This is a genomic window from Sulfurospirillum arcachonense DSM 9755 (assembly GCF_000597725.1).
Lineage (GTDB): Bacteria > Campylobacterota > Campylobacteria > Campylobacterales > Sulfurospirillaceae > Sulfurospirillum_A > Sulfurospirillum_A arcachonense.
Window position 1 is genome coordinate 57,991 of record NZ_JFBL01000006.1, and the last position, 21,865, is coordinate 79,855.

The window sequence follows — 21,865 nt, forward strand, 5'->3', positions numbered from 1 at the left end:
TTTATCCTAATTTTTTTAATGCTTCTTTAATAAGAGAACTTGTATCACTACCTATACATGTAGAAAGTACTTTTTTAATTCTATCCTTTTTGAATCCTAAACTTTCTAATGCCATTATAGTTTCATTAACTGCACCATTCGTACTACCCAAATCATCACTTTCGAGTGAGAAGTCACTAAGTTCTACTAAAATTCTTTTAGCACTCTTTGGTCCAATACCTGGTACTTTTTTAAAAGCTTCAATACTATTTGATGTTAAAGCATTTGCAAACTCACTAGGAGATAAAGTAGAACAAACTGCAAGTGCTGTTGATGGCCCTACTCCATTTACTTTAACTAAAGTATCAAAAACTTTTTTCTCACTACTATGTTTAAAACCATACAGATTATTTGCATCTTCTCTGATAATTTGTGTTACATATAAAGATATGTCACCTAACTCTACTTCACTTGAACAAAATAGAGATACATGGACTTTATAAGTAAACCCTGAATTTGTTTTTACATGTAAAAAAGTGGGTTCTTTTTTTACTATTTTACCTTCTATTGCTATTATCATTTAACTACTATACTCACTTGATCTATTAATTTCATACGTACCTTCACTTGTCTCTTTTAAAGATATTTCTCTTATAATTTCATGTTCTTTCGTATTATAAACTTTTTCAATATCAGGGGAAATGAGTTTAAATTTTATTTCATTATATTCTTTCCATGGAGAGTGATTTATAATTTTTGCTGAAAAAACTTTCATTTGTACTTGATCTAAATCTTCTTTCAAGTTTTTCAATTTCAATTTATCATCTTTATACTTTTTCAAAAACTCATTATAATCAACAACACTTTTTTGAAACTCTTTTACTTTTGCTAAAAGTGTTGAGGGAGCTTCTTTGCCCTCATTTTTAAGTTCTATAATTTTTTCTTTTACTAAATTAACTGTTGGCTTATTTTTTCTAACAACTCTTTGTCTCTCTTCTAGTTGTTTTGGTATTATTTTTAACTTTAAAGTTAAATCTTTTATTTCTCCATTTATCTTAGAAATGTTTTCATTAAACTCTTTTGTCATAGTAGGATCAATCAAAAATTTATTATTGCTTCCTTTTAAATTTTTTATTTCAATAGTATCAGAAGCCGTAATACTTACATTTGAAGACAACTCTTCAATAATAACATTTTTTCCTATCACTTCACCACCACTAGCTTGTTTTATATTAACAGTATTTCCTATTATTGTTCCCCCTTCAAGTCTTCCAATTTCTACTTCATCAGCAGTAATAGTTCCTCTATGGGTAGCAATAGTAGCCTTTTTAGATTCCATAATTGACGTTTGATGCGTTTGTCCACCTACTATCAATATTTCTGTTTTTAACTTTGCTCCACTTGCCACGTTCCCTTGAATATTAAGCTCATATGTCTCAACACTCATACCAGGACCAATAGCGTCTTTTAAAGCATCGTCTTCTTTTATATTTATTTTTACATTTGCACTCATCTCTGTTTCAATAGATCCAGTAGTTTTAAAACTTACTTCATCTACGTCCATATCTTCTTTTATATCATATGAACCTGGAGTATCTTCTGTAACATATCCATTTTTATTTGCAACATATTTTATTCTTTCATCATCTTCTTTTTTAATTATACTTTCTGTATGATTAATAAGCATTTCATGATCTGATTCAGGCTCTTCTACTGCTAAGTATTTACCTTTACAGTTTCTTCCGGCAACTCCAAATTGAGGTTTAGTATACTCAATAATACAATCACCCTTAGATACCGCTAAAATATAACCTCGTTTTGAGTAATCAACCCTACCATGTTCATCTTCTTTACTTAAATTCTTTTTGTAGTGAAATTCAAATTTATCATTAATTGGAGGTACGATATCTATACCTTGACAAGCAACAAAAACACTGTCTTTATCTAATATACCATTTACTCTTATCTCTGAAACTACTTTTTTAACTTCTTTATACATTTTTTCATCATGTAAACTAATAAGGATACCTGCTCTTATTTTCTTTTTATTTATCTCTTCTATGATTCTATTTTCTATTTTTGAAAAATATTTAACTTCTAAATCTTTTTTTATAGTCACTATTATTTTAGTAAGTGATTTATTACCACTTAATACTATTTCAGGAAGTACAGGAGTATGTTCATCTTTTTGTATCTTAAAAATATCAACCTTATAAATTTGTTTGATTTTTAGGTTACTATCAAGTAAAAAATCTTTATCTTTAAATTGATCAAGTTTTGCTTTGTCAGCTTCAATCCAACCTTCTTCTTTTCCTAAAATATAAGATGTTTTAATTTTGATAATTTTAAAATCTAGTTCACGAAGTGGAAGGTTATGTGCGATGGCTATACCTTTAATTTCTCTAGGTATATTTTCACTCTCTACTATCATAGATTTAAATTCTTCTTGATTATCCTTACTTTTTTCTTCATCAGAATTATTACCCATTATTTTGTCAAATAAACCCATCACTTTAACCTTTAGATATATAAGAATTAATTGTATTATACAAAAAAAATATTAATCTAGACAAAAACAGCCCTATTTAACAGTTATTTTGCTAAAATTTTGACATGATTTTTAAAAACTTTTTTACTAACAGCATAGGCATACTCATTTCTCGTATCTTCGGTCTTATTCGAGATTTACTCACAGCATCTGTACTGGGAGCAAATATATATAGTGATATTTTTTTTGTTGCCTTTAAACTACCAAATCTTTTTAGACGTATTTTTGCAGAAGGAGCTTTTACGCAAAGTTTTATTCCCTCTTTTATCAAATCGTCAAATAAATCAATATTTACATATAAAACGTTTATAAAATTTCTCTTTTTTCTTCTCTTTTTGTCATTTATAGTGACAATATTTAGCGGTTTTTTTGCAAAACTTATTGCTCTTGGATTTGATGATGAAACTTTAAAACTTGCATCTCCTCTGGTTGCAATAAATTTCTACTATTTACCACTTATTTTTTCTGTAACATTCTTAGGTTCACTTTTACAGTACAAAAATCATTTTGCTACAACTGCATTTTCGACTGCACTATTAAATATTGCTTTAATTAGCTCTTTACTACTTACAAATGGAATGGACAAAAAAACTATTGTATATGCGATGAGTTATGCCGTTATCATTGGAGGTTGTTTGCAACTTTTTACTCATATCATTGCAATTAAAAATAGAAATTTATTGAAACTTTTTCAATATGGTTATACAAGTCGTTCCAAAAAACAAGACAAAATAAAAGATGAAGAAAAACTGTTTTTTAAATCATTTTCTCATGCTATTCTAGGAAATTCAACTCCACAAATATCTGCTTTTTTGGATACGTGGATAGCGAGTTTTTTACTTACTGGGAGTATAAGTTATCTCTATTATGCAAATAGGGTATTTCAACTTCCCTTAGCACTTTTTGCAATAGCACTGAGTGTAGGAATTTTTCCAAAAATCGCTCGATTAATCAAAAACAATGATATTGATGATGCTCAAATACTTTTTAAAAATGGTTTTTGGTTCTTATTTTTTTTACTCTCTTTATCTGCTATTGGTGGATTTATACTTAGTGAAGAGATTATCAAAATTTTATTTCAAAGAGGTGCATTTAGTTTAGAAGATACAAAAAATAGTGCAGAAGTTTTACAGATGTATCTTATTGGATTAGTGCCTTATGGCCTTTCAAAACTCTTTTCACTTTGGTTATATGCTTCTCATAAACAAAAAGAAGCTGCCAAAATATCCCTATTTGCATTAAGTGCAAATGTCATTTTATATGCAGTGTTTGTGCAACCACTCGGAGTAAAAGGTTTGGCACTTGCAAGCTCGTGTGCAGGCTTTGTTTTACTCATTTTTACTATACGTTCATTTAGTATAAAAAAGTTTTTAGATATAATAATAGACAAAAAATTAGCTATATTTGTTGGATTGATCTTATTTTACATACCAACACTTCTATATTTCAAGGAAATAATTAATGAATATTTATGATTCGGTACAAAGGGAAAAAGTACCGTTTATCCCAATTAAAGAGAATCAAGTAAAAATATATGTTTGTGGACCAACTGTTTATGATGATGCCCATTTAGGACATGCAAGAAGTGCTTTAGCATTTGATTTGCTTAGACGTACTTTTATTGGCTTAAATTATGATGTAACTTTTGTAAAAAACTTCACTGATATTGATGATAAAATCATTAAAAAGATGAATGAAAGTGGAAAAAGTCTTGAAGAAATAACTTCTTTTTATATTCAAAGATACAAAGATGAGATGCGTACACTTGGGGTAAGTGATGCTGATATCGAGCCTAAAGCAACTGAGAGTATTGAAGAAATTGTTAGTTTTATTGAAGCTCTTTTAAAAGAAGATAAAGCATATATTACAAGTGATAGTATCTATTTTGATACAACAAAAGATAGTAAATATCTTGGTCTTTCTCATATGAAAATGGATGATACAAGAGCAAGAGTTGAAGCAAATAGTGAAAAAAGAGATCAAAAAGATTTTGCATTATGGAAGTTTTCAAAACAGGGTGAACCTACCTATCCTGCTCCATTTGGAGATGGTCGTCCTGGTTGGCATATAGAGTGTTCTTGTATGATTGAAAAGCATATGAGTTATGATGGAGATTTTCAAATAGATATTCATGCAGGTGGAGCAGATTTACTCTTTCCTCACCATGAAAATGAAGCAAGTCAAACAAGATGCAAAAGTGGACAAGAGTTGTCAAAATACTGGATGCACAATGGTTTTGTAACTATCAATGGCGAAAAAATGAGTAAGTCTTTGGGAAATAGTTTTTTCCTCAAAGATGCATTAAAAGTTTATGATGGAGAAATCCTTCGTTTTTATCTTCTCTCAAGCCACTATAGAGCAAATTTTAACTTTTCTGAAGAAGATTTACTTGTGAGTAAAAAGCGTTTAGATAAACTCTATCGTCTTAAAAAAAGAGTTTATGAAGGTAAAAAATCTGCTGTAAATAAAGAGTTTAAAAAAGCTGTTTTAGATTCATTGAGTGAAGATTTAAATATCTCAAAAACTCTTTCACTAGTTGATGAAATGGTTGCAAATGCAAATGAAAAACTTGATTTAAATCCTAAGGACAAACCTACAAAATTTGAAACAAATTCTAATTTAGTATGGATTGAAGGGATACTTGGCATAGGATATAAAGACCCTTATGAGTATTTTCAAATAGGCATTAGTGAAAATGAAAAAGAAGAGATAAATGACTTAATAAATCAAAGAGCTGAAGCTAAAAAAACAAAAGATTTTGCCAAAGCAGATGAACTACGAGATATCCTTACATGTAAAGGAATTCAACTCATGGACACAGTAAGTGGAACTCAATGGGAAAAGGTTCAATAGTATGGAAGGTCTTAAATTAGTACTTAAACGATTTTCTCCTTATTTTAAAGATTATATTTCATACTTTATCCTGGCAATTATAGGTATGATTTTAGCTTCAAGTGGAACTGCTGCTTCTGCATATCTCGTCAAACCTCTTTTAGACGATATTTTTGTTGCTAAAGATATGGATATGTTAAATCTCCTTCCTTATGCGATTATAGCTGTTTATGTTGCAAAGGAATCTGGTAGATACATGCAATCTTATTGTACTAGCTATATTGGGCATGATATTATTAGAAGATTTAGAAATAAAATTTTAAATAATTTACTTATTCAAGATATATCTTTTTTCCACAAATATAGAACAGGTGAGCTTATAAGTAGAAATACAAATGATGTAGAAAGAGTAAGAACTGTTGTTTCAAATATAATTCCTGAGTTTTTTCGAGATACATTTACCATTGTAGGCCTTGTCTCTGTAGTAATTTATCAAAACTCTACCTTAGCTTTTTATGCACTTGTCGTTTTGCCATTGGCTATTCTTCCTCTTGGTAAACTAGCAAAAAAAATGAAAAATATTTCAAAAAAATCGCAAGAAAAAATTTCTGATATAACAGCAAAATTAAGTGAAATATTTAATAATATAGAAGTTATTCAAGCAAACTCAGCTATGAAATATGAAACTGATATTTTTGCAAATGAAAATAAAAATTATTTTAATTTAACTATGAAATCAGTGAAAGTTTCTCAACTAGTGAGCCCTATGATGGAAATTTTTGGTTCTATTGGTGTTGCTACTGTTATTATAATTGGTGGAAGACAAGTTATCAATGATACTATGACGATGGGAGCTTTTTTCTCATTTTTAACGGCTCTTTTTATGCTTTATACTCCAATTAAAAAACTCTCAACACTCTATAATAAACTCCAAGAAGCAATTGCAGCTAGTGAAAGAATTTTCTTTTTACTTGATTATAAACCTACTATAACTGGTGGTGAAAAAGAAATTCCTCAATATATAAAAAATCTAGAATTTACAAATGTTAAACTTCAATATGGTGAGAAGAAAGCACTTAACGGGATAAGTTTCAAAGCAAACCATGGTGAATTTATGGCTTTAGTAGGAGATAGTGGTGGTGGAAAAAGTTCTTTAGTAAATATGATAATAAGATTTTTTGATCCAAATGAAGGAACTATTAGTATAAATGGTACTAATATAAATGAATTTTCACTTAAAAGTCTTCGAGATTCTATTGCTATTGTTACCCAAAGAGTCTATATTTTTAATGAAAGTGTAGCTGCGAATGTTGCTTATGGAAAAGAAATTGATGAAGAAAAAGTAATCGATGCACTAAAAAGAGCCAATGCTTATGAGTTTATAAAAGAATTACCAGAAGGTATTTATACTAAACTTGATGAGTCTGGAACAAATCTCTCAGGGGGACAAAGACAACGTATTGCAATAGCAAGAGCTATATATATAAATCCTAAAATTCTCATAATGGATGAAGCAACAAGTGCTTTAGATAGTAAAAGTGAGAAAAAAATTACAGAAGCTATGGAAAACTTAATTAAAGACAAAATCACTTTTGTGATAGCTCATCGTTTAAGTACTGTAAAAAAAGCAGATAAAATTATAGTATTAAAACACGGAAAAGTTTCAGCTATTGGAACAGATGAAGAACTTAAAATTAGTAGTGAAGAGTATCTCAAACTAAAAGGTTTACAAGCCTAAAAAGATTTACATGTAAAGATATTTTCTTTACATGTAACTTTTATCCAAATGCTAACCAAATACCAACTCCTATCATAAGAGTTCCAGCTACTTTATTCATTAATTTAACATTATCTTTTTTTTGCAAAAACTTTCGTAGAGTACTACCACCACTTGCATAAATAACCAAACAAATAAATTCTAAAAATAAAATTATAAAAAGTAAAACAGATATTTGAGGAATAAGAGGTTGTGATTGATTTATAAATGGTGGTAACAATGCTATAAAAAATGCCCATCCCTTTGGATTTGCAATTGCCGTTATAAACCCTTGAAAAGCTAAAGAAAAATTTGAAACATTAAAAGCATTTGTATCACTTGAAGTAGAGACTGCCATTTTTCCACGACTTAACCACATTTGTACCCCAAGATAACCCAAATATGCTCCTCCTATATATTTAAATATAGCAAATATTTCTGGATGCTTTAGCATAATTGTAGCTACACCAACTACTGAAGCACATGCAACAAGACCAACACCAATAAGTTCTCCAGCCATCATATTAAAAGTTCTTTTCAAACCAATACTCATACCTAAACTCATAGCAAGAGTCATACACATACCTGGAGTCAAAGATACAAAAAAGAAAGTAGGAACGAAAACTACTAAAACTGATATATTTAAAACTATTTCCAAAAAATCTCCTTGATTAACTCGATTATACAAATATTTATCAAACTTTTAGTATAATCGCGAATACAAAATATAAAAGGACATTATACACCATGTTGAAATATGATCATATTAAAAAAATATTTTTTCTATTAAGCCCTGAAAATGCGCATAAAGTATCTGAATTTTCATTTAAATATGGAGCAAAGTTTTTTCCTTTTATTGCATCTGAACTTGCTAAGAGATATTTTGTAACCGATAAAAGATTAGAACAAAATCTCTTTGGTGCAAAATTTTTAAACCCTGTTGGACTTGCTGCTGGTTTTGATAAAAATGCAACTATGATTGAAACGCTTACTGCACTTGGATTTGGTCATATAGAATTTGGAACAATTACTCCAAAAGCACAACCAGGAAATCCTAAACCAAGACTTTTTCGTTATCCTGAATTTGAAAGTATTCAAAACGCTATGGGGTTTAACAATGACGGTATGGAAAAAGTTCAAAAAAGAGTTAGTAGACTTTATCCATTTGCTACACCTCTTGGGGCAAATATTGGCAAAAATAAAACAACAAGTGTTGAAGATGCACTGAGTGACTATGAAAAACTTATTGATACTTTTAAAGATATTAGTGATTATCTTGTTATAAACATTTCTTCTCCAAATACTCCAGGACTAAGAGATTTACAAAATGAAGAGTTTATAAAAGAACTTTTTACTATGGCTAAAAGTAAAACAAATAAAGCTGTTATTTTAAAAATTGCACCTGATTTAGAAGTCAAAGATGCTATCAACATTTGTAATGTTGCTTTAGAAAATGGTGCTGATGGTATCATGGCTACTAATACAACTATAGATTATTCTCTTCTTCCTAACCCTCAAAATTTTGGTGGTATAAGTGGCAAAGTATTAGAACCAAAAAGTTCAGCACTTTTCGAAGAGCTTGCACGTGAATTTTATGGAAAAACTATACTTATAAGTGAAGGTGGAATTGATAGTGCTGAGATAGCCTACAAAAGAATTCGTGCAGGTGCTAGTTTAATTCAGATTTATAGTGCTTTTATATTTAAAGGACCAGGATTAAACGCAGATATATCAAAAGGTATATTGAAATTAATGGATGCTGATGGTTTTCACCATATCAGTGAAGCAATCGGTGCGGATAGAAAATAATATGAAATGTTTAATAATTATATGTATATTTTTAGGAGGCCTTATGGCAAACTCACTACCTGAGTATAAAACAAAAACGCTAGAAAATGGACTACAAATTGTTGTTATCCCTATGGATAATAAAAGCAATGTTATATCTACAGATATCTACTATAAAGTAGGTAGTGGTAATGAAGTTATGGGTAAAAGTGGAATAGCTCATATGTTAGAGCACCTTAACTTTAAATCAACTAAAAACCTAAAAAGTGGGGAATTTGATGAAATAGTAAAAGGGTTTGGTGGCGTAAATAATGCTTCTACTGGATTTGATTTCACTCATTATTTTATAAAAAGTTCATCTAAAAATTTATCAAAATCATTAGAACTTTTTGCAGAACTTATGCAAAATCTAAAACTCACTGATAAAGAATTTCAACCTGAACGTAATGTAGTTCTTGAAGAGAGACGCTGGAGAACAGACAACTCTCCTATTGGTTATCTCTATTTTAGATTATTTAACAATGCCTTTACATATCATCCTTATCACTGGACACCAATTGGTTTTATAGATGATATAAAAAACTGGTCAATAAAAGATATAAAAAGGTTTCATGCAAACTATTATCAACCATCTAATGCTATAGTGGTAGTTGCTGGTGACATAAGCGCTGATGAAGTTTTCCAAAAAACAGAAAAATATTTTGGAAAAATTAAAGGTAAAAAAGTAAAATACCCAAGTGCACATCAGGTTGAACCAATTCAAGATGGAGCAAAAAGAATTTATATTAAAAAAGAAAGTGAAGTAGAAATGGTTGCAATAGCTTATAAAATACCTAATTTTTTGCATATTGACCAAACTGCACTTTCTGGACTTAGTGAACTATTAAGTAGTGGAAAAAGTTCTAAACTGCAAAAAGTACTTGTAGATGATAAAAAAATGGTAAACCAGATTTATGGCTACAATATGGAAAACCGTGACCCTTCTATTTTTATGTTTTTAGCAGTTGGAAATCCTGGTATAAAAGCAGAAGCAATAGAAAAAGAACTTCTTAAAATCATTAAAAGTATTCAAAATGGTGATGTAAGTGACGAAGATGTTGAAAAAATAAAAACCAATACAAAAACTGATTTTATTTTTTCCTTAGAGAGTGCATCAAGCTTAACTAATCTTTTTGGAAGTTATTATGCAAAAGGTGATATCACTCCTTTATTACATTATGAAGACAATATTAATAAATTAAAAAAAGAAGATATAATAAGCGTTGCAAAAAAATATTTGGTTGCAGAACATTCAACTACAGTTATACTAAGAAAGGACTACAAATGAGTGCAGATTTAAAAGGAGCAATGACCGCTCTTATAACACCATTTAAAAATGGAAAATTAGATGAAGAAACTTTTTCAAAACTAGTAAAAAGACAAATAGATAATAAAATAGATGTTGTAGTACCTGTTGGTACAACTGGAGAGAGTGCAACGCTGAGTCATGAAGAACATAGACGTTGTATAGAAATAGCTGTTGATGTTTGTAAAGGTACTAATGCAAAAGTTATGGCTGGAGCAGGAAGTAATGCAACATGGGAAGCTGTGGGTATTGCAGAATTTGCTCAATCACATGGAGCTGATGGTATTCTCTCAGTAACTCCGTATTACAACAAACCAATGCAAGAAGGATTATATCAACACTATAAAGCAATAGCTAATGCTGTTGAAATTCCTGTTCTTTTATATAACGTACCAGGTCGTACAGCATGTGATTTGCTTCCTGAAACAATTTATAGATTATTCAATGATTGTTCAAATATATTTGGTGTAAAAGAAGCAACTGGTTCTATAGAGAGATGCGTTGATTTACTAGCACATGAACCAAAACTTAGCGTAATTAGTGGAGAAGATGCTATAAATTACCCTATTCTTTCTAATGGAGGAAGTGGTGTAATTTCAGTTACTTCGAATATATTACCAAATAAAACAGCAGATTTAACACATGCTGCACTTAATGGTGATTACCATGAAGCAAAAAGAATTAATGATGAACTTTATACTATAAATAAAATTCTCTTTTGTGAGAGTAATCCAATACCAATAAAAGCTGCTATGTATATAGCTGGCCTACTTGAAACGCTAGAGTACAGACTTCCTCTAACTGAACCAAGTAAAGAAAATATGAAAAAAATTGAAAACGTTATTAATCAATACAACATAAAGGGATTTTAAGAATGGGCTATAGTGAAATGAAAGGTAAAACACTTGTTATAAGTGGAGGAACTAGAGGAATTGGAAAAGCAATTGTTTATGATTTTGCAAAACAAGGTGTTAATATTGCTTTTACATATAATTCAAATGAAGAGATGGCAAAAGAACAGGTTAAAGATTTAGAAAAAAATTATAACATTAAAGCAAAAGCATATCCACTCAACATTCTAGAACCAGAAACATATAAAGATTTATTCAAATTAATTGATGAAGATTTTGATAGAATCGATTATTTTATTTCAAATGCAATCATTTCAGGTCGTCCTGTTGTTGGTGGCTATACAAAATTTATGAAATTAAAACCAAGAGGAATCAACAATATTTTTACAGCAACTGTAAATGCATTTGTTGTAGGAGCTCAAGAAGCTGCAAAACGTATGGAAAAAGTTGGTGGTGGGAGTATCGTTTCTTTATCATCAACTGGTAACTTAAAATATATAGAACATTATTCAGGACATGGTACTGCAAAAGCTGCTGTTGAAGCGATGGCTAGATATGCTGCAACTGAACTTGGTGAAAAAGGTATTAGAGTAAATGTTGTAAGTGGTGGTCCAATTGAAACTGATGCATTAAGAGCTTTTACAAACTATGAAGAAGTCAGAGATACAACAGCGCAACTTTCTCCACTCAATCGTATGGGTCAACCAACGGATATTGCTGGAGCATGTTTATTTGTTTGTTCAGCAAAGGCAAGTTGGATGACAGGACATACTCTTCTAATTGATGGCGGAACTACTTTTAGATGATACTAAATGTACCAAATCTTTTGGCGCTTTTAAGGATACTACTAGCTCCTTTAATGTTATGGTTACTTGTAGATAGAAGTAATTCCTTATTTGAAGGTATACATGTAAGCTGGCTAGACTATAGTGCTGCTTTAGTATTTGTTATTGCTAGTCTTACTGATGGATTTGATGGTTTCATAGCTCGTGCTTGGAAACAACAAACAACTCTTGGAGCGATACTAGACCCCTTAGCTGATAAAATGTTAATGCTAAGTGCTTTTTTAGGTCTTATGATGTTAGACCGTGCTAATGTTTGGGCAATTTATTTAATTTTAACAAGAGAATTTTTTATAACAGGGCTTAGAGTTGCTGCTATGAGTAAAGGCAAAGATATAGCTGCTTCTATTTGGGGAAAGATAAAAACTTTTCTTCAAATGATAGCAATTGGTTTTTTAACTATGGATTGGCCTTATGCCACTCTTCTTTTATGGTTAGCTGTAGGTATGACACTTTACTCAGGATTTGAATATATTATTGGTTATACAAAAAAGGAAGATAAATAATGGGGATTGTAACATCACTACTAGTTCTTTCATTTTTAATTTTTTTCCATGAACTTGGACATTTTTTAGCTGCACGTTTTTTTGGTGTACATGTAGAAGTATTTAGTATTGGATTTGGTAAAAAAGTATTTAGCAAAATTATTGGAAAAACAGAATATTGTTTTAGTATGATTCCACTTGGTGGTTATGTGCAAATGAAGGGTCAAGACGATAGTGATCCTACAAAAATAAGTTATGATGAAGATAGCTATACTACAAAAAATCCTTGGCAAAGAGTTATTATACTTTTTGCAGGTCCTTTTGCTAACTTTCTTTTAGCATTTATACTCTATTTTTTCATTGCTAATATAGGTGTAACAAAACTTTCTCCTATTATAGGTAATGTCAGTGAAAACTCTCCTGCTCAAAAAATAGGTCTTATGAAAAAAGACAAAGTTATTCAAATAAATGAAACCGCTGTACAAACATGGAACGATTTAAGTATTCTTATAAAAAAAAGTGAAGGCCCTCTTCTTTTACGTATACAAAGAGATAGAAGTATAAAAAAATTTAGAGTTACTCCCGATATAAAAGAATTAAAAAATATGTTTGGTGAGCCTACTAAAAAAAGAATTTTAGGTATCTCTCCTCTTGGAGAAACCATGGTTGTTCATTATACACCTTTGGATTCTTTGGTATTTGCCTACGAAGAAACACTACAAGCAACTACACTTATACTAACCAGTCTAAAAAAATTAGTCCAAGGTGTAATTCCTGCAAAAGATTTAGGTGGCGTAGTTTCTATAGTACAAGTAACAGCGCAAGCAAGTGAAGCTGGTATTATTGCTCTTTTTGCACTTACTGCTCTTATTTCAGTGAATTTAGGTGTTTTAAACTTACTCCCTATTCCTGCACTTGATGGTGGTCATATTATGTTTAATATATATGAAATAATAACGAAAAAAAGACCTAGTGAAAAAGTGCTCTATCGTTTAACTTTAGCTGGATGGGTATTGTTACTTTCACTAATGGCTTTTACCATTTTTAATGATTTATATAGAATTGCTGGAGGATACTAATGAGTATATCTTTATACGAATGTAAATTTGATGAAGTTTTAACAAATATAGAAAAAGTTAGATTAAGAGTAAACCAACATCAGATTATTAAAATAATTGCTGTGAGTAAAAGTGTTGGCTCTAGTGAAATATCCAATATGTATGATATTGGGCAGCGAGCTTTTGGTGAAAATAGAATCCAAGATTTAAAATCAAAAGTAGAAACACTCAATAAACTTCCAATTGAATGGCACTTTATAGGAAGACTTCAAACAAATAAAATCAATGCTCTTATAGATTTAAACCCTAGCCTTATGCACAGTTGTAGTTCTTTAAAAATGGCTCAAGAGATAGATAAACGTTTGGAAGTAAAAGGCAAAACTATGAGTGTTCTTTTACAAATAAATAGTGCATATGAAGATCAAAAAGCTGGTGTACTTCCTGAAGATGCCATTAAAGTTTATGATGAAATACTATCTACATGTAAAAATATTAAACTAAAAGGTGTCATGAGTATTGGCGCTCACTCAGATGATAAAGCACTTATAAGAAAAAGTTTTAAAATAACTCATAATATATTTACTCAACTACAAACTCAAGGGGCAAAATATTGTTCCATGGGAATGAGTAGTGATTATGAGCTTGCAGTTGAATGTGGCTCAAATATGCTCCGTATTGGTAGTACTTTTTTTAAATAAGTACTGCTTTTCTTTTTTATTTTTTAAGAATTTTTCTTTGATTAGTTCTCTTCTTATTTTAAGATTTAATAGTATATATTTAAATACTATTAAACAATAATTTACTACAATTTTATCGGCTTAATATATCGACACTTGTGATTAAAAAATATACAGTAACTTTAAAAATATGAACTAAGTTAAGGGTATAATATTTTAAATTTTTACAGGATTGTGTATTTCTGCTAAAAACATAGACTATAATGCAATGATTAATAAGTCTAACTAGTTAATTATTAGGTAGTTTATACAAAATAATGTGAGGTGAAAGAATGAAAAATAAAGATTTGCAAGACCGTAAGGACAAAGTATTTGCTAGAGGTCAAGGCAATGTTTACCCTGCTTTCGTAAAAGAAGCAAAAAATTCTGAAGTATGGGATGTTGAAGGCAACAGGTATATAGATTTTGGTATGGGAATTGCCGTATGTAATACAGGACATAGTCATCCTAAAATTGTTGAAACTGTAAAAGCACAAGTAGAAAAATTTAGCCATACATGTGTAATGGTTAACCCATATGAAGTTGCTGTTGAATTAGCTGAAAAATTAACCAAATTAGCTCCAGGTGATAGTGATAAAAAAGCTATTTTTGTATCTACTGGTGCAGAAGCTGTAGAAAATTGTGTAAAGATTGCTAGAGCTTATACTGGTAAACGTGGTGTAATTGCATTTAATGGTGGTTTTCATGGACGTACTAACTTAACAATGGGACTTACAGGAAAAATTGCTCCGTATAAGGTTGCATTTGGACCATTCCCAGGTGAAATATATCATGTTCCTTTTCCTGGTGTTTCTTACGGATACACAGTTGAAGATTCATTAAAAGCAATAAATAATTTATTCAAATATGATATTGCACCGGAAGATGTTGCCGCAATTATCATTGAACCTGTTCAAGGTGAAGGTGGATTTTATTCTGCTCCAGTAGAATTATTAAAAGAATTACGTAGACTTTGTGATAAACATAAAATTGTATTGATTGTAGATGAAATTCAAACAGGATTTGGTAGAACTGGGAAAATGTTCAATATCGAATATTCAGGAATTGAGCCAGATTTAATGACTATGGCAAAAGGTATTGCTGGAGGATATCCACTTTCTGGAGTTGTAGGTAAGCAAGAAATTATGGATGCTCCTGTCCCTGGAGGCTTAGGTGGAACTTATGGAGGTTCACCGGTTGCTTGTGCTGCTGCTTTAACAGTCTTAGATATTATTGAAGACGAAGATTTACTTAATCGTGCCAATAAAATTGGTGAAATATTTAATACAAGACTTACTAAACTCCAATCACAATTTCCAACTTTAATTAGTGATGTTAGAAACAAGGGAGCTATGATTGCAATTGAGTTAATGTGTGATGGTGATTCAGAAAAACCAAATCCAGTATTAACTAAAAGTATTATTGCAAATGCAGCTCAATATGGATTAATACTATTATCTTGTGGGTTTAACAGTAATGTTATTAGATTTTTACCAGCTTTAACAATCAGTGATGAATTAGCTAATGAAGGTCTAGATAAATTTAGTAAACTATTTGAAAGTGTAGTAAAAAATTAAATTATTAAAGGAGATACTTGTTAATAAGATTAGGTCTAAAGTAATTAATTTTTGATATAAATTATTTTACTTTTTAAGTAATTTATTTGATCAAAATTTTAATTAGAATGAAACAAAAATCAAAAATAAACAAAGGAAAAAAATGTTTAATATGAAGAAAAATATGATAGCAACAGCTATAATTGCATTGCTAGGCGTTATGACAATGGTAGAAACTGCTTCGGCAGCTGATTACAATTTGAGATTTGCAAATCTTTATGGAAGAGGAACTGCATTTGGAGCAGTATATGAGAATCTTGCAAAAGGTATAGAAAAAAGAAGTAATGGTAAAATAAAAGTTCAAGTACTATTCTCTGGTGAAGGTGTTGGATCAGGAGGTTTATTTGGAGCTGCAAAATCAGGATTAATTGACATGATAGCACCTTTTCAAGCAATGAATGCTGGTGAAATGCCTGCTGGAATTGTTGAAATTGGACTACCTGGTGGAACTAATGACCCAGTTAAATTAGAAAAACTTTTTCATGAACAAGGTTGGGGTGATATTCTTAAAAAAGCTTATGCAGCACAAGGTTTAACATGGTTAGAGCCATATATTCAACCAGCTGTTTATATTATCACTAAAAAACCAATTAAATCTATTAAAGATTTTCAAGGACTTAAAATTAGAGCTCCTGGTGCTTATGGTAAATTCTTAAGAAACTTAGGTGCATCTCCAGTATCTTTAGCTTGGAGTGAAATTTATACAAGTTTAGCGACAGGTGTTATTGATGGCTCAATTGGTAGTAACATGATTGATCATAGAGATGGTAATCATGTTGAAGTTGCAAAATATATGTATAAATTACCACTAGCTGGTGCACAAGTATTACCAATTCTTTTTAATACTAACTCATGGAATAAATTACCAGATGATCTAAAAAAAGCAGTTTATGCAGCTACTGTAGATCATGCAAAAGAGCAACTAGAAAAATCTAGAAAATGGGAACAAGAAGCTATTGATGAAATGGTAAAAAAAGGTTTAAAATGGAGTCCAGAACCATCAGAAGCTGATAAAAAAGCTTGGAAAAAAGCAGGTGCAGGACTATGGGATGAATACTCATCAAAAGATAAATACTCTAAACAACTAATTGATATTCTTAGAAAAACAGCTGAGTAAGGAATGTTGTAAATTAAGGATTAATCATGTTTAAAAAAGTTTTACAATTATATTGTATATTTATAGATAAGATTGTTATCTGGTTAGGAAAAGGGGCATCTGTATTGGTGCCTCTTCTTGCAGCAGTAGTTTTTTTTGGAACTGTAGCTAGATATATATTTAATGCCCCTCCTATTTGGACTTATGATACTTCCTTGTTTTTATTTGGTTATATCGCAGCACTAGGAGGCGCATACGCCCAAAAAAGAAGAGCTCATATAAGTGTTGATATCTTTTATATAAGAGTATCACCTAAAGTTAAAATTATTTTTGATCTTATTTCTTACGCATTAGGTATTTTCTTTCTTATTCTTGTTGTTTATTTAAGCGTTACTAAATTTCGTGAAGCTTTAAATTTAAATTATCGTCGTCAAAGTGAATGGGCTCCACCTATGTGGCATTTTTGGCTTATGTTTAGCATCTCGGGTGTATTTTTTACGCTTCAATTAATTAGAGATGAGATTATGGAACTTTATACTTTGATTACAGGCCATGATCTAATTGAAAGTGAGAATGAAAATGGGAATTGAAGTACTCTCTATTGTTTTATTAATTTGTCTTTTATCGTTTTTTATCATCGGCTCTCCTGTTGGATTAGCCCTCGGTGGAATTGCCATGTTAGTTGGCTATTTTAGCTGGGGCACTGGAATCTACAATGTTATTCCAACTACTATTGAAGGAACATTTTTTAATTATATTTTACTTGCTATTCCTTTATACATATATATGGGGCAGCTTCTCTCTCACACTGGTATTGGTGATGCTATGTTTAAAGCTAGCCAACTGATGATTGGGAGAGTTCGTGGTTCGTTAGCAATTAGTGTTGTTTTTATTTGTTCTATGATTGGTGCTATGGTTGGAATTATTGGCGCTGGTATTATGAGCTCTGGAAGTATTGCTTTAAAACCAATGTTAGAAGCAGGATATGATCGTAAACTAGCTTTAGGGACTATTATGGCTGGTGGTGCCTTAGGTATTTTAATTCCTCCAAGTATTCCTATGGTAATGTTTGCAGCTTCAACACATAATTCTGTTGGTCGTATGTTTATAGGTGCTCTCATGCCAGCTTTATTAACTATATCTCTTATTATTTTATATGTAATAATAAGTACTAAGTTAAATCCTAAACGAGCTCCTTTATTAAGTGAAACTATAGGGTTACCAGTTCTTACAAAAAAGGAAAAATTTAAAATAGGTAGAGATGGTTTTTTATCTATAGGTTTAATTTTTGTTGTTTTAGGAAGTATTATCGCAGGTATTGCTACTCCAACTGAATCTGGTGCTTTAGGTGTTGCTGGTGCTATGCTCCTTGCTATGCTCTTTAAACGCTTTAAATTTGAAATATTTAAACTAGCAGGTTTTCAAGCAGCTTCATTAATCAGTGTTGCTATGTGGATTATTTTAGGTGCTTCATTATTTAGTAATTTTCAGTTACTTATGGGAATCCAAAGTATGATTGCGGGTTTTATACACAATTTAGATTTACCTCCACTTGCAATTATTTTAATGTTTCAATTTATTATGTTGTTATTAGGTTTTATACTTGATGATTATGTAATTGTATTGATGTGTGCACCACTGTTTACTCCAATAGCAGTTACATTAGGTTATGATCCAATTTGGTTTGGAGTATTGATGATTATTAATATTTTGATTGCTGTGCAAACACCTCCCTATGGTTTTGCCCTATTTTATCTAAAAGGTATTACTCCTCCGGATGTAGGAATGGGAGAAATTTATAAATCAGTTACACCTTTTATATTGATCAACTTAGTAGTTCTCATTACTTGTATGGTTTTTCCTAACATTGTGCTTTGGCTACCAAACTTACTAATGGGATAAAAGGGATATATAATGTTTAAAAATATTTTAGTACCTATTCACTTAGAATACAAAAAAAATCATGAGAAACTCTTTGAAGGTGCATTAAAAGTATTAGAAAAAGAAAATGGAAAAATTTCTTTGTTCAATGTAGATGAAAATAGTGCTCATCCAGGAATATATCCTACAATAGATGAGAATAATCAACATGAATATAAACATGGTGCATTAGAAAAGTTAAAAGAAATTTCTGATAAATATTTAGTGCCAATGGACAAAGTATCATTTATAATAAAATATGGTGCTGTTCATCAAGAAATTCTAAAACAAGCAGAAAAAATGAAAGCTGATGCAATTGTTATGATGGCAACAAAACCTGGCATGGGTAGCTATTTTATTAGTAGCACTGCTGAGAGAGTAATTCGTCATGCTGAATGTTCAGTATTTGTTATACGTTTGGATGAAGATTAATTTTTATATATAAATAGAGACACAAGGAAAAAAATGAGTACAATAGAAGTCACATCACCGTTTGATGGAAAAGTAGTTGGTAAAGTTCCATTTAGCTCAACAGAGCAAGTTCAAAAAGCAATTGACTTAGCACAAGCTACTTTTTTAGATCACGCAAATGCACTTCCAAAATACAAGCGTATTGAAATTTTAGAAAAAGTTATGGAAATTATGAGTTCACAAGTAGAAGAATTAACTCTTCTTTGTGCAAGTGAAGGTGGAAAACCATATATTGATTCAAAAGTAGAAGTTAATAGAGCTATCAATGGTGTTAAATTAGCAATTGAGCATTTAGGTGCTTTTGAAGGTAAAGAGATTGCTATGGGGCACACTACAACAAGTGCAAATAGAATGGCATATACTTTTAAAGAACCTATTGGTGTTGTTGCTGCGATTTCTGCATTTAACCATCCATTTAATCTTGCAATTCATCAGGTTATTCCTGCAATTGCTGTTGGCTGTCCTGTTATAATTAAACCAGCTACTCAAACTCCAATGTCAGCTATTAAATTAGTTGAGATTTTAGCTGAGGCTGGTCTTCCTCATGGTTGGGCACAAGCAGTTGTATGTGATAGAAAAGGTGGTGAATTACTTGCTACATCTCCAAAAATCAACTTCTTAACTTTTATTGGTTCGGGTGCTGTAGGTTGGTACTTAAACTCTAAAGTAGCAGATGGAACTAGGGTTGCATTAGAACATGGTGGTGTTGCTCCAGTGATTGTAGAAGCTGACGCAGATATTGATACAATGATCCCCGACTTAGGAAAAGGTGGATTTTACCATGCTGGTCAAGTTTGTGTATCGGTTCAAAGAGTTTATGTTCATGAGTCAATTTGTGATGAAGTAGCATCAAAGCTTTCTAAATATGCATCAAAATTGGTAGTTGGTGATCAAATGGATCCAAAAACTGAAGTTGGTCCACTTATTAACAATGCTGAAGTAGATAGAGTTGAAGAGTGGGTAAATGAAGCTGTAACCAAAGGTGGAAAAATTTTAACTGGTGGTAAAAGAATCTCAAATTCTTGTTATGAACCAACAGTTATTTTAAACCCTTCTGATGATGCTTTAGTATCTACTAAAGAGGTTTTTGGACCAGTAGTAATCATTTATTCATATAGTGATATTGAAGAAGCATTTGATAGAGCTAATGCTTTAGAAGTCTCTTTTCAAGCAGCTGTATTTACAAAAAATCTAAATACAGCGTTAAGAGCAGTGAAGAGACTTAACGGTACTGCTGTTATGGTAAACGATCATACTGCATTTAGAGTTGATTGGATGCCATTTGGTGGAGCGAATGCTTCAGGTCTTGGCATGGGTGGAATTCATAATGGCATGGAAGAGATGTCAAAAGAAAAAATGATGGTTATTAAATCAAGCGTTTTATAATATCTTTACATGTAAGGATTTTTCCTTACATGTAAAAGAACTCCTCCTCTAAAATATACTCTCCATTTACGATAATTTCTAACTTATGTTTTCCCCTATAATACTTTCTTGTACTAATAGGTCTAAAAGAGTATTTTTTACTAACTTGTTTTCTCTTACTATTGCAATTACCTTCTGAAATCTTAAAAACTTTTTTTGATAACTTATTGTTTTGCCTTACAAAAGTTATAGCATATTCTATTCTAAGTTTTCCTAGATTCTCTTGTGCACAAATACAAAAAGAAAATTCTAACGATCTGTCTTTTTCTACGTTTTCAGTTATTTTAAAATTATCAATTGTAATATTTTTGACTCTGCTAAAACCAAACAGTTCTAAAACCTTGCTATCACTCTTTTTAAGTAAAGTTCTACACCCATGCTTCAAAAGTTTATCTCTTTTTTCATTTTGGCCTAGCCATTCTTTTGTTATCTCTTTTACAAGTTCAGGGTTATCTTTTGAAATGTCATTGAGATTATTTGCAACACTTTTTCGTACATACTCACTTTCATCATCTTTTAATGTGTCTAATATTTCTAAAACTTTTTGAGGATTCTTTTTAAACTGAGGTATAGCCACTGCCCAAGGTAAACGAGGTCTACACCCCTCACTTGCTAATCTTCTTACATGTAAATCATTAGAGGTTGCCCAAAGCTGCATCTGTTCCATACTTTTTTGTGGATACTTTATGATAAATCTACGTACGGCAAACTCTGAACTAGAACTTTTTGTAAAATACTCTAAAGCTTCCATGGATTTTTCAAAATACTCAAGTCCATGTACTTCTACAAAATCTTGAAATATCATATTTTCCAATCCCATACTTGAAGGCATTTTTGAAAAAACACTTTTTAGTATATCTATAGCTTTTTCATACTCTTTGGGTAAGAATTCCCCTAAAATAGTAGAAATATGTCTCATCCTCGATTTGAGTTCTAATTGACTCCAAGACTCATTAAAAACTTTACATGTAAACTCTTTTTCATTTACATATAAAGATAATTCTTTACAGAGTAACTCTATGTAAGTTTTATTGTATAAATCCTTGAATAATTCAGCCAATTCAATACTCCAAAAATATTTTATATAATTAAATTGTAACTAAACCTAATTTTTGAAAAATCAAAATTGAGGTATAA

The 21,865-nt window shown here is 30.8% G+C and carries 20 protein-coding genes; 16 read left to right on the forward strand and 4 right to left on the reverse strand.

All coding sequences use genetic code 11. The features are described 5' to 3' along the window. Window position 1: 1 nt before the first annotated feature. Complete coding sequence (gene ruvA, locus K354_RS0106245; RefSeq protein WP_024954644.1) at window positions 2–559, reverse strand: Holliday junction branch migration protein RuvA; 558 nt, start codon at window positions 557–559, stop codon at window positions 2–4. Next, complete coding sequence (locus tag K354_RS0106250) at window positions 560–2,488, reverse strand: flagellar assembly protein A (protein ID WP_024954645.1); 1,929 nt, start codon at window positions 2,486–2,488, stop codon at window positions 560–562. 104 nt (window positions 2,489–2,592) lie between these two features. Between K354_RS0106250 and murJ the strand changes: the two genes are divergently transcribed. From murJ to K354_RS0106265, 3 genes are read left to right on the forward strand one after another with little or no spacing between them, the layout of a single operon-like run. Beyond that, complete coding sequence (gene murJ, locus K354_RS0106255; RefSeq protein ID WP_024954646.1) at window positions 2,593–4,002, forward strand: murein biosynthesis integral membrane protein MurJ; 1,410 nt, start codon at window positions 2,593–2,595, stop codon at window positions 4,000–4,002. After that, window positions 3,989–5,380, forward strand: coding sequence for a cysteine--tRNA ligase (gene cysS / locus K354_RS0106260; protein ID WP_024954647.1), 1,392 nt, complete (start codon window positions 3,989–3,991; stop codon window positions 5,378–5,380). Before murJ ends, cysS begins: the two co-directional genes overlap by 14 nt. Before the next feature lies 1 nt (window position 5,381). Next, entirely contained in the window at window positions 5,382–7,097 is a 1,716-nt protein-coding gene (locus K354_RS0106265) for an ABC transporter ATP-binding protein (protein ID WP_024954648.1), read from the forward strand. A 40-nt stretch (window positions 7,098–7,137) separates the two neighbouring features. Here the strand turns inward: K354_RS0106265 and K354_RS0106270 are convergent, their stop codons facing one another. Beyond that, window positions 7,138–7,773, reverse strand: a complete 636-nt coding sequence (locus tag K354_RS0106270) for a LysE family translocator (RefSeq protein ID WP_024954649.1) — start codon at window positions 7,771–7,773, stop codon at window positions 7,138–7,140. Window positions 7,774–7,862: 89 nt separating this feature from the next. Here K354_RS0106270 and K354_RS0106275 point away from each other — a divergent pair, with 89 nt between their 5' ends. From K354_RS0106275 to K354_RS0106335, 13 genes are all read left to right on the forward strand, one after another. Next, complete coding sequence (locus tag K354_RS0106275) at window positions 7,863–8,924, forward strand: quinone-dependent dihydroorotate dehydrogenase (RefSeq protein ID WP_024954650.1); 1,062 nt, start codon at window positions 7,863–7,865, stop codon at window positions 8,922–8,924. A 1-nt stretch (window position 8,925) separates the two neighbouring features. After that, a complete protein-coding gene (locus K354_RS0106280) occupies window positions 8,926–10,230 on the forward strand; it encodes a M16 family metallopeptidase (protein WP_024954651.1) in 1,305 nt (434 codons plus the stop codon). Beyond that, window positions 10,227–11,120, forward strand: coding sequence for a 4-hydroxy-tetrahydrodipicolinate synthase (dapA, locus tag K354_RS0106285; protein ID WP_024954652.1), 894 nt, complete (start codon window positions 10,227–10,229; stop codon window positions 11,118–11,120). Before K354_RS0106280 ends, dapA begins: the two co-directional genes overlap by 4 nt. Window positions 11,121–11,122: 2 nt before the next feature. Beyond that, complete coding sequence (locus K354_RS0106290; RefSeq protein ID WP_024954653.1) at window positions 11,123–11,905, forward strand: enoyl-ACP reductase; 783 nt, start codon at window positions 11,123–11,125, stop codon at window positions 11,903–11,905. Next, a complete protein-coding gene (gene pgsA, locus K354_RS0106295) occupies window positions 11,902–12,447 on the forward strand; it encodes a CDP-diacylglycerol--glycerol-3-phosphate 3-phosphatidyltransferase (RefSeq protein ID WP_024954654.1) in 546 nt (181 codons plus the stop codon). Before K354_RS0106290 ends, pgsA begins: the two co-directional genes overlap by 4 nt. Next, complete coding sequence (rseP, locus tag K354_RS0106300) at window positions 12,447–13,505, forward strand: RIP metalloprotease RseP (RefSeq protein WP_024954655.1); 1,059 nt, start codon at window positions 12,447–12,449, stop codon at window positions 13,503–13,505. Before pgsA ends, rseP begins: the two co-directional genes overlap by 1 nt. Before the next feature lie 5 nt (window positions 13,506–13,510). Continuing rightward, complete coding sequence (locus tag K354_RS0106305) at window positions 13,511–14,182, forward strand: YggS family pyridoxal phosphate-dependent enzyme (protein ID WP_024954656.1); 672 nt, start codon at window positions 13,511–13,513, stop codon at window positions 14,180–14,182. A gap of 311 nt (window positions 14,183–14,493) precedes the next feature. Then, entirely contained in the window at window positions 14,494–15,777 is a 1,284-nt protein-coding gene (gene gabT, locus K354_RS0106310) for a 4-aminobutyrate--2-oxoglutarate transaminase (protein WP_024954657.1), read from the forward strand. A 142-nt stretch (window positions 15,778–15,919) separates the two neighbouring features. Then, complete coding sequence (locus K354_RS0106315) at window positions 15,920–16,933, forward strand: TRAP transporter substrate-binding protein (protein WP_024954658.1); 1,014 nt, start codon at window positions 15,920–15,922, stop codon at window positions 16,931–16,933. Between the two features lie 26 nt (window positions 16,934–16,959). Continuing rightward, window positions 16,960–17,502: a TRAP transporter small permease subunit gene (locus K354_RS0106320; protein WP_024954659.1), complete on the forward strand. Its 543-nt coding sequence runs from the start codon at window positions 16,960–16,962 to the stop codon at window positions 17,500–17,502. Continuing rightward, a complete protein-coding gene (locus K354_RS0106325; RefSeq protein WP_024954660.1) occupies window positions 17,492–18,814 on the forward strand; it encodes a TRAP transporter large permease in 1,323 nt (440 codons plus the stop codon). The genes K354_RS0106320 and K354_RS0106325 overlap by 11 nt, the downstream gene beginning before the upstream one ends. A 12-nt stretch (window positions 18,815–18,826) precedes the next feature. Continuing rightward, on the forward strand, window positions 18,827–19,264 hold the full coding sequence (locus K354_RS14655) for a universal stress protein (protein ID WP_024954661.1): 438 nt from the start codon (window positions 18,827–18,829) through the stop codon (window positions 19,262–19,264). A 33-nt stretch (window positions 19,265–19,297) separates the two neighbouring features. Further along, window positions 19,298–20,689, forward strand: a complete 1,392-nt coding sequence (locus K354_RS0106335) for an aldehyde dehydrogenase family protein (protein WP_024954662.1) — start codon at window positions 19,298–19,300, stop codon at window positions 20,687–20,689. Window positions 20,690–20,714: 25 nt separating this feature from the next. Here K354_RS0106335 and K354_RS0106340 read toward each other — a convergent pair whose 3' ends face one another. After that, window positions 20,715–21,788, reverse strand: a complete 1,074-nt coding sequence (locus K354_RS0106340) for a DNA alkylation repair protein (protein ID WP_024954663.1) — start codon at window positions 21,786–21,788, stop codon at window positions 20,715–20,717. Window positions 21,789–21,865: the final 77 nt, after the last annotated feature.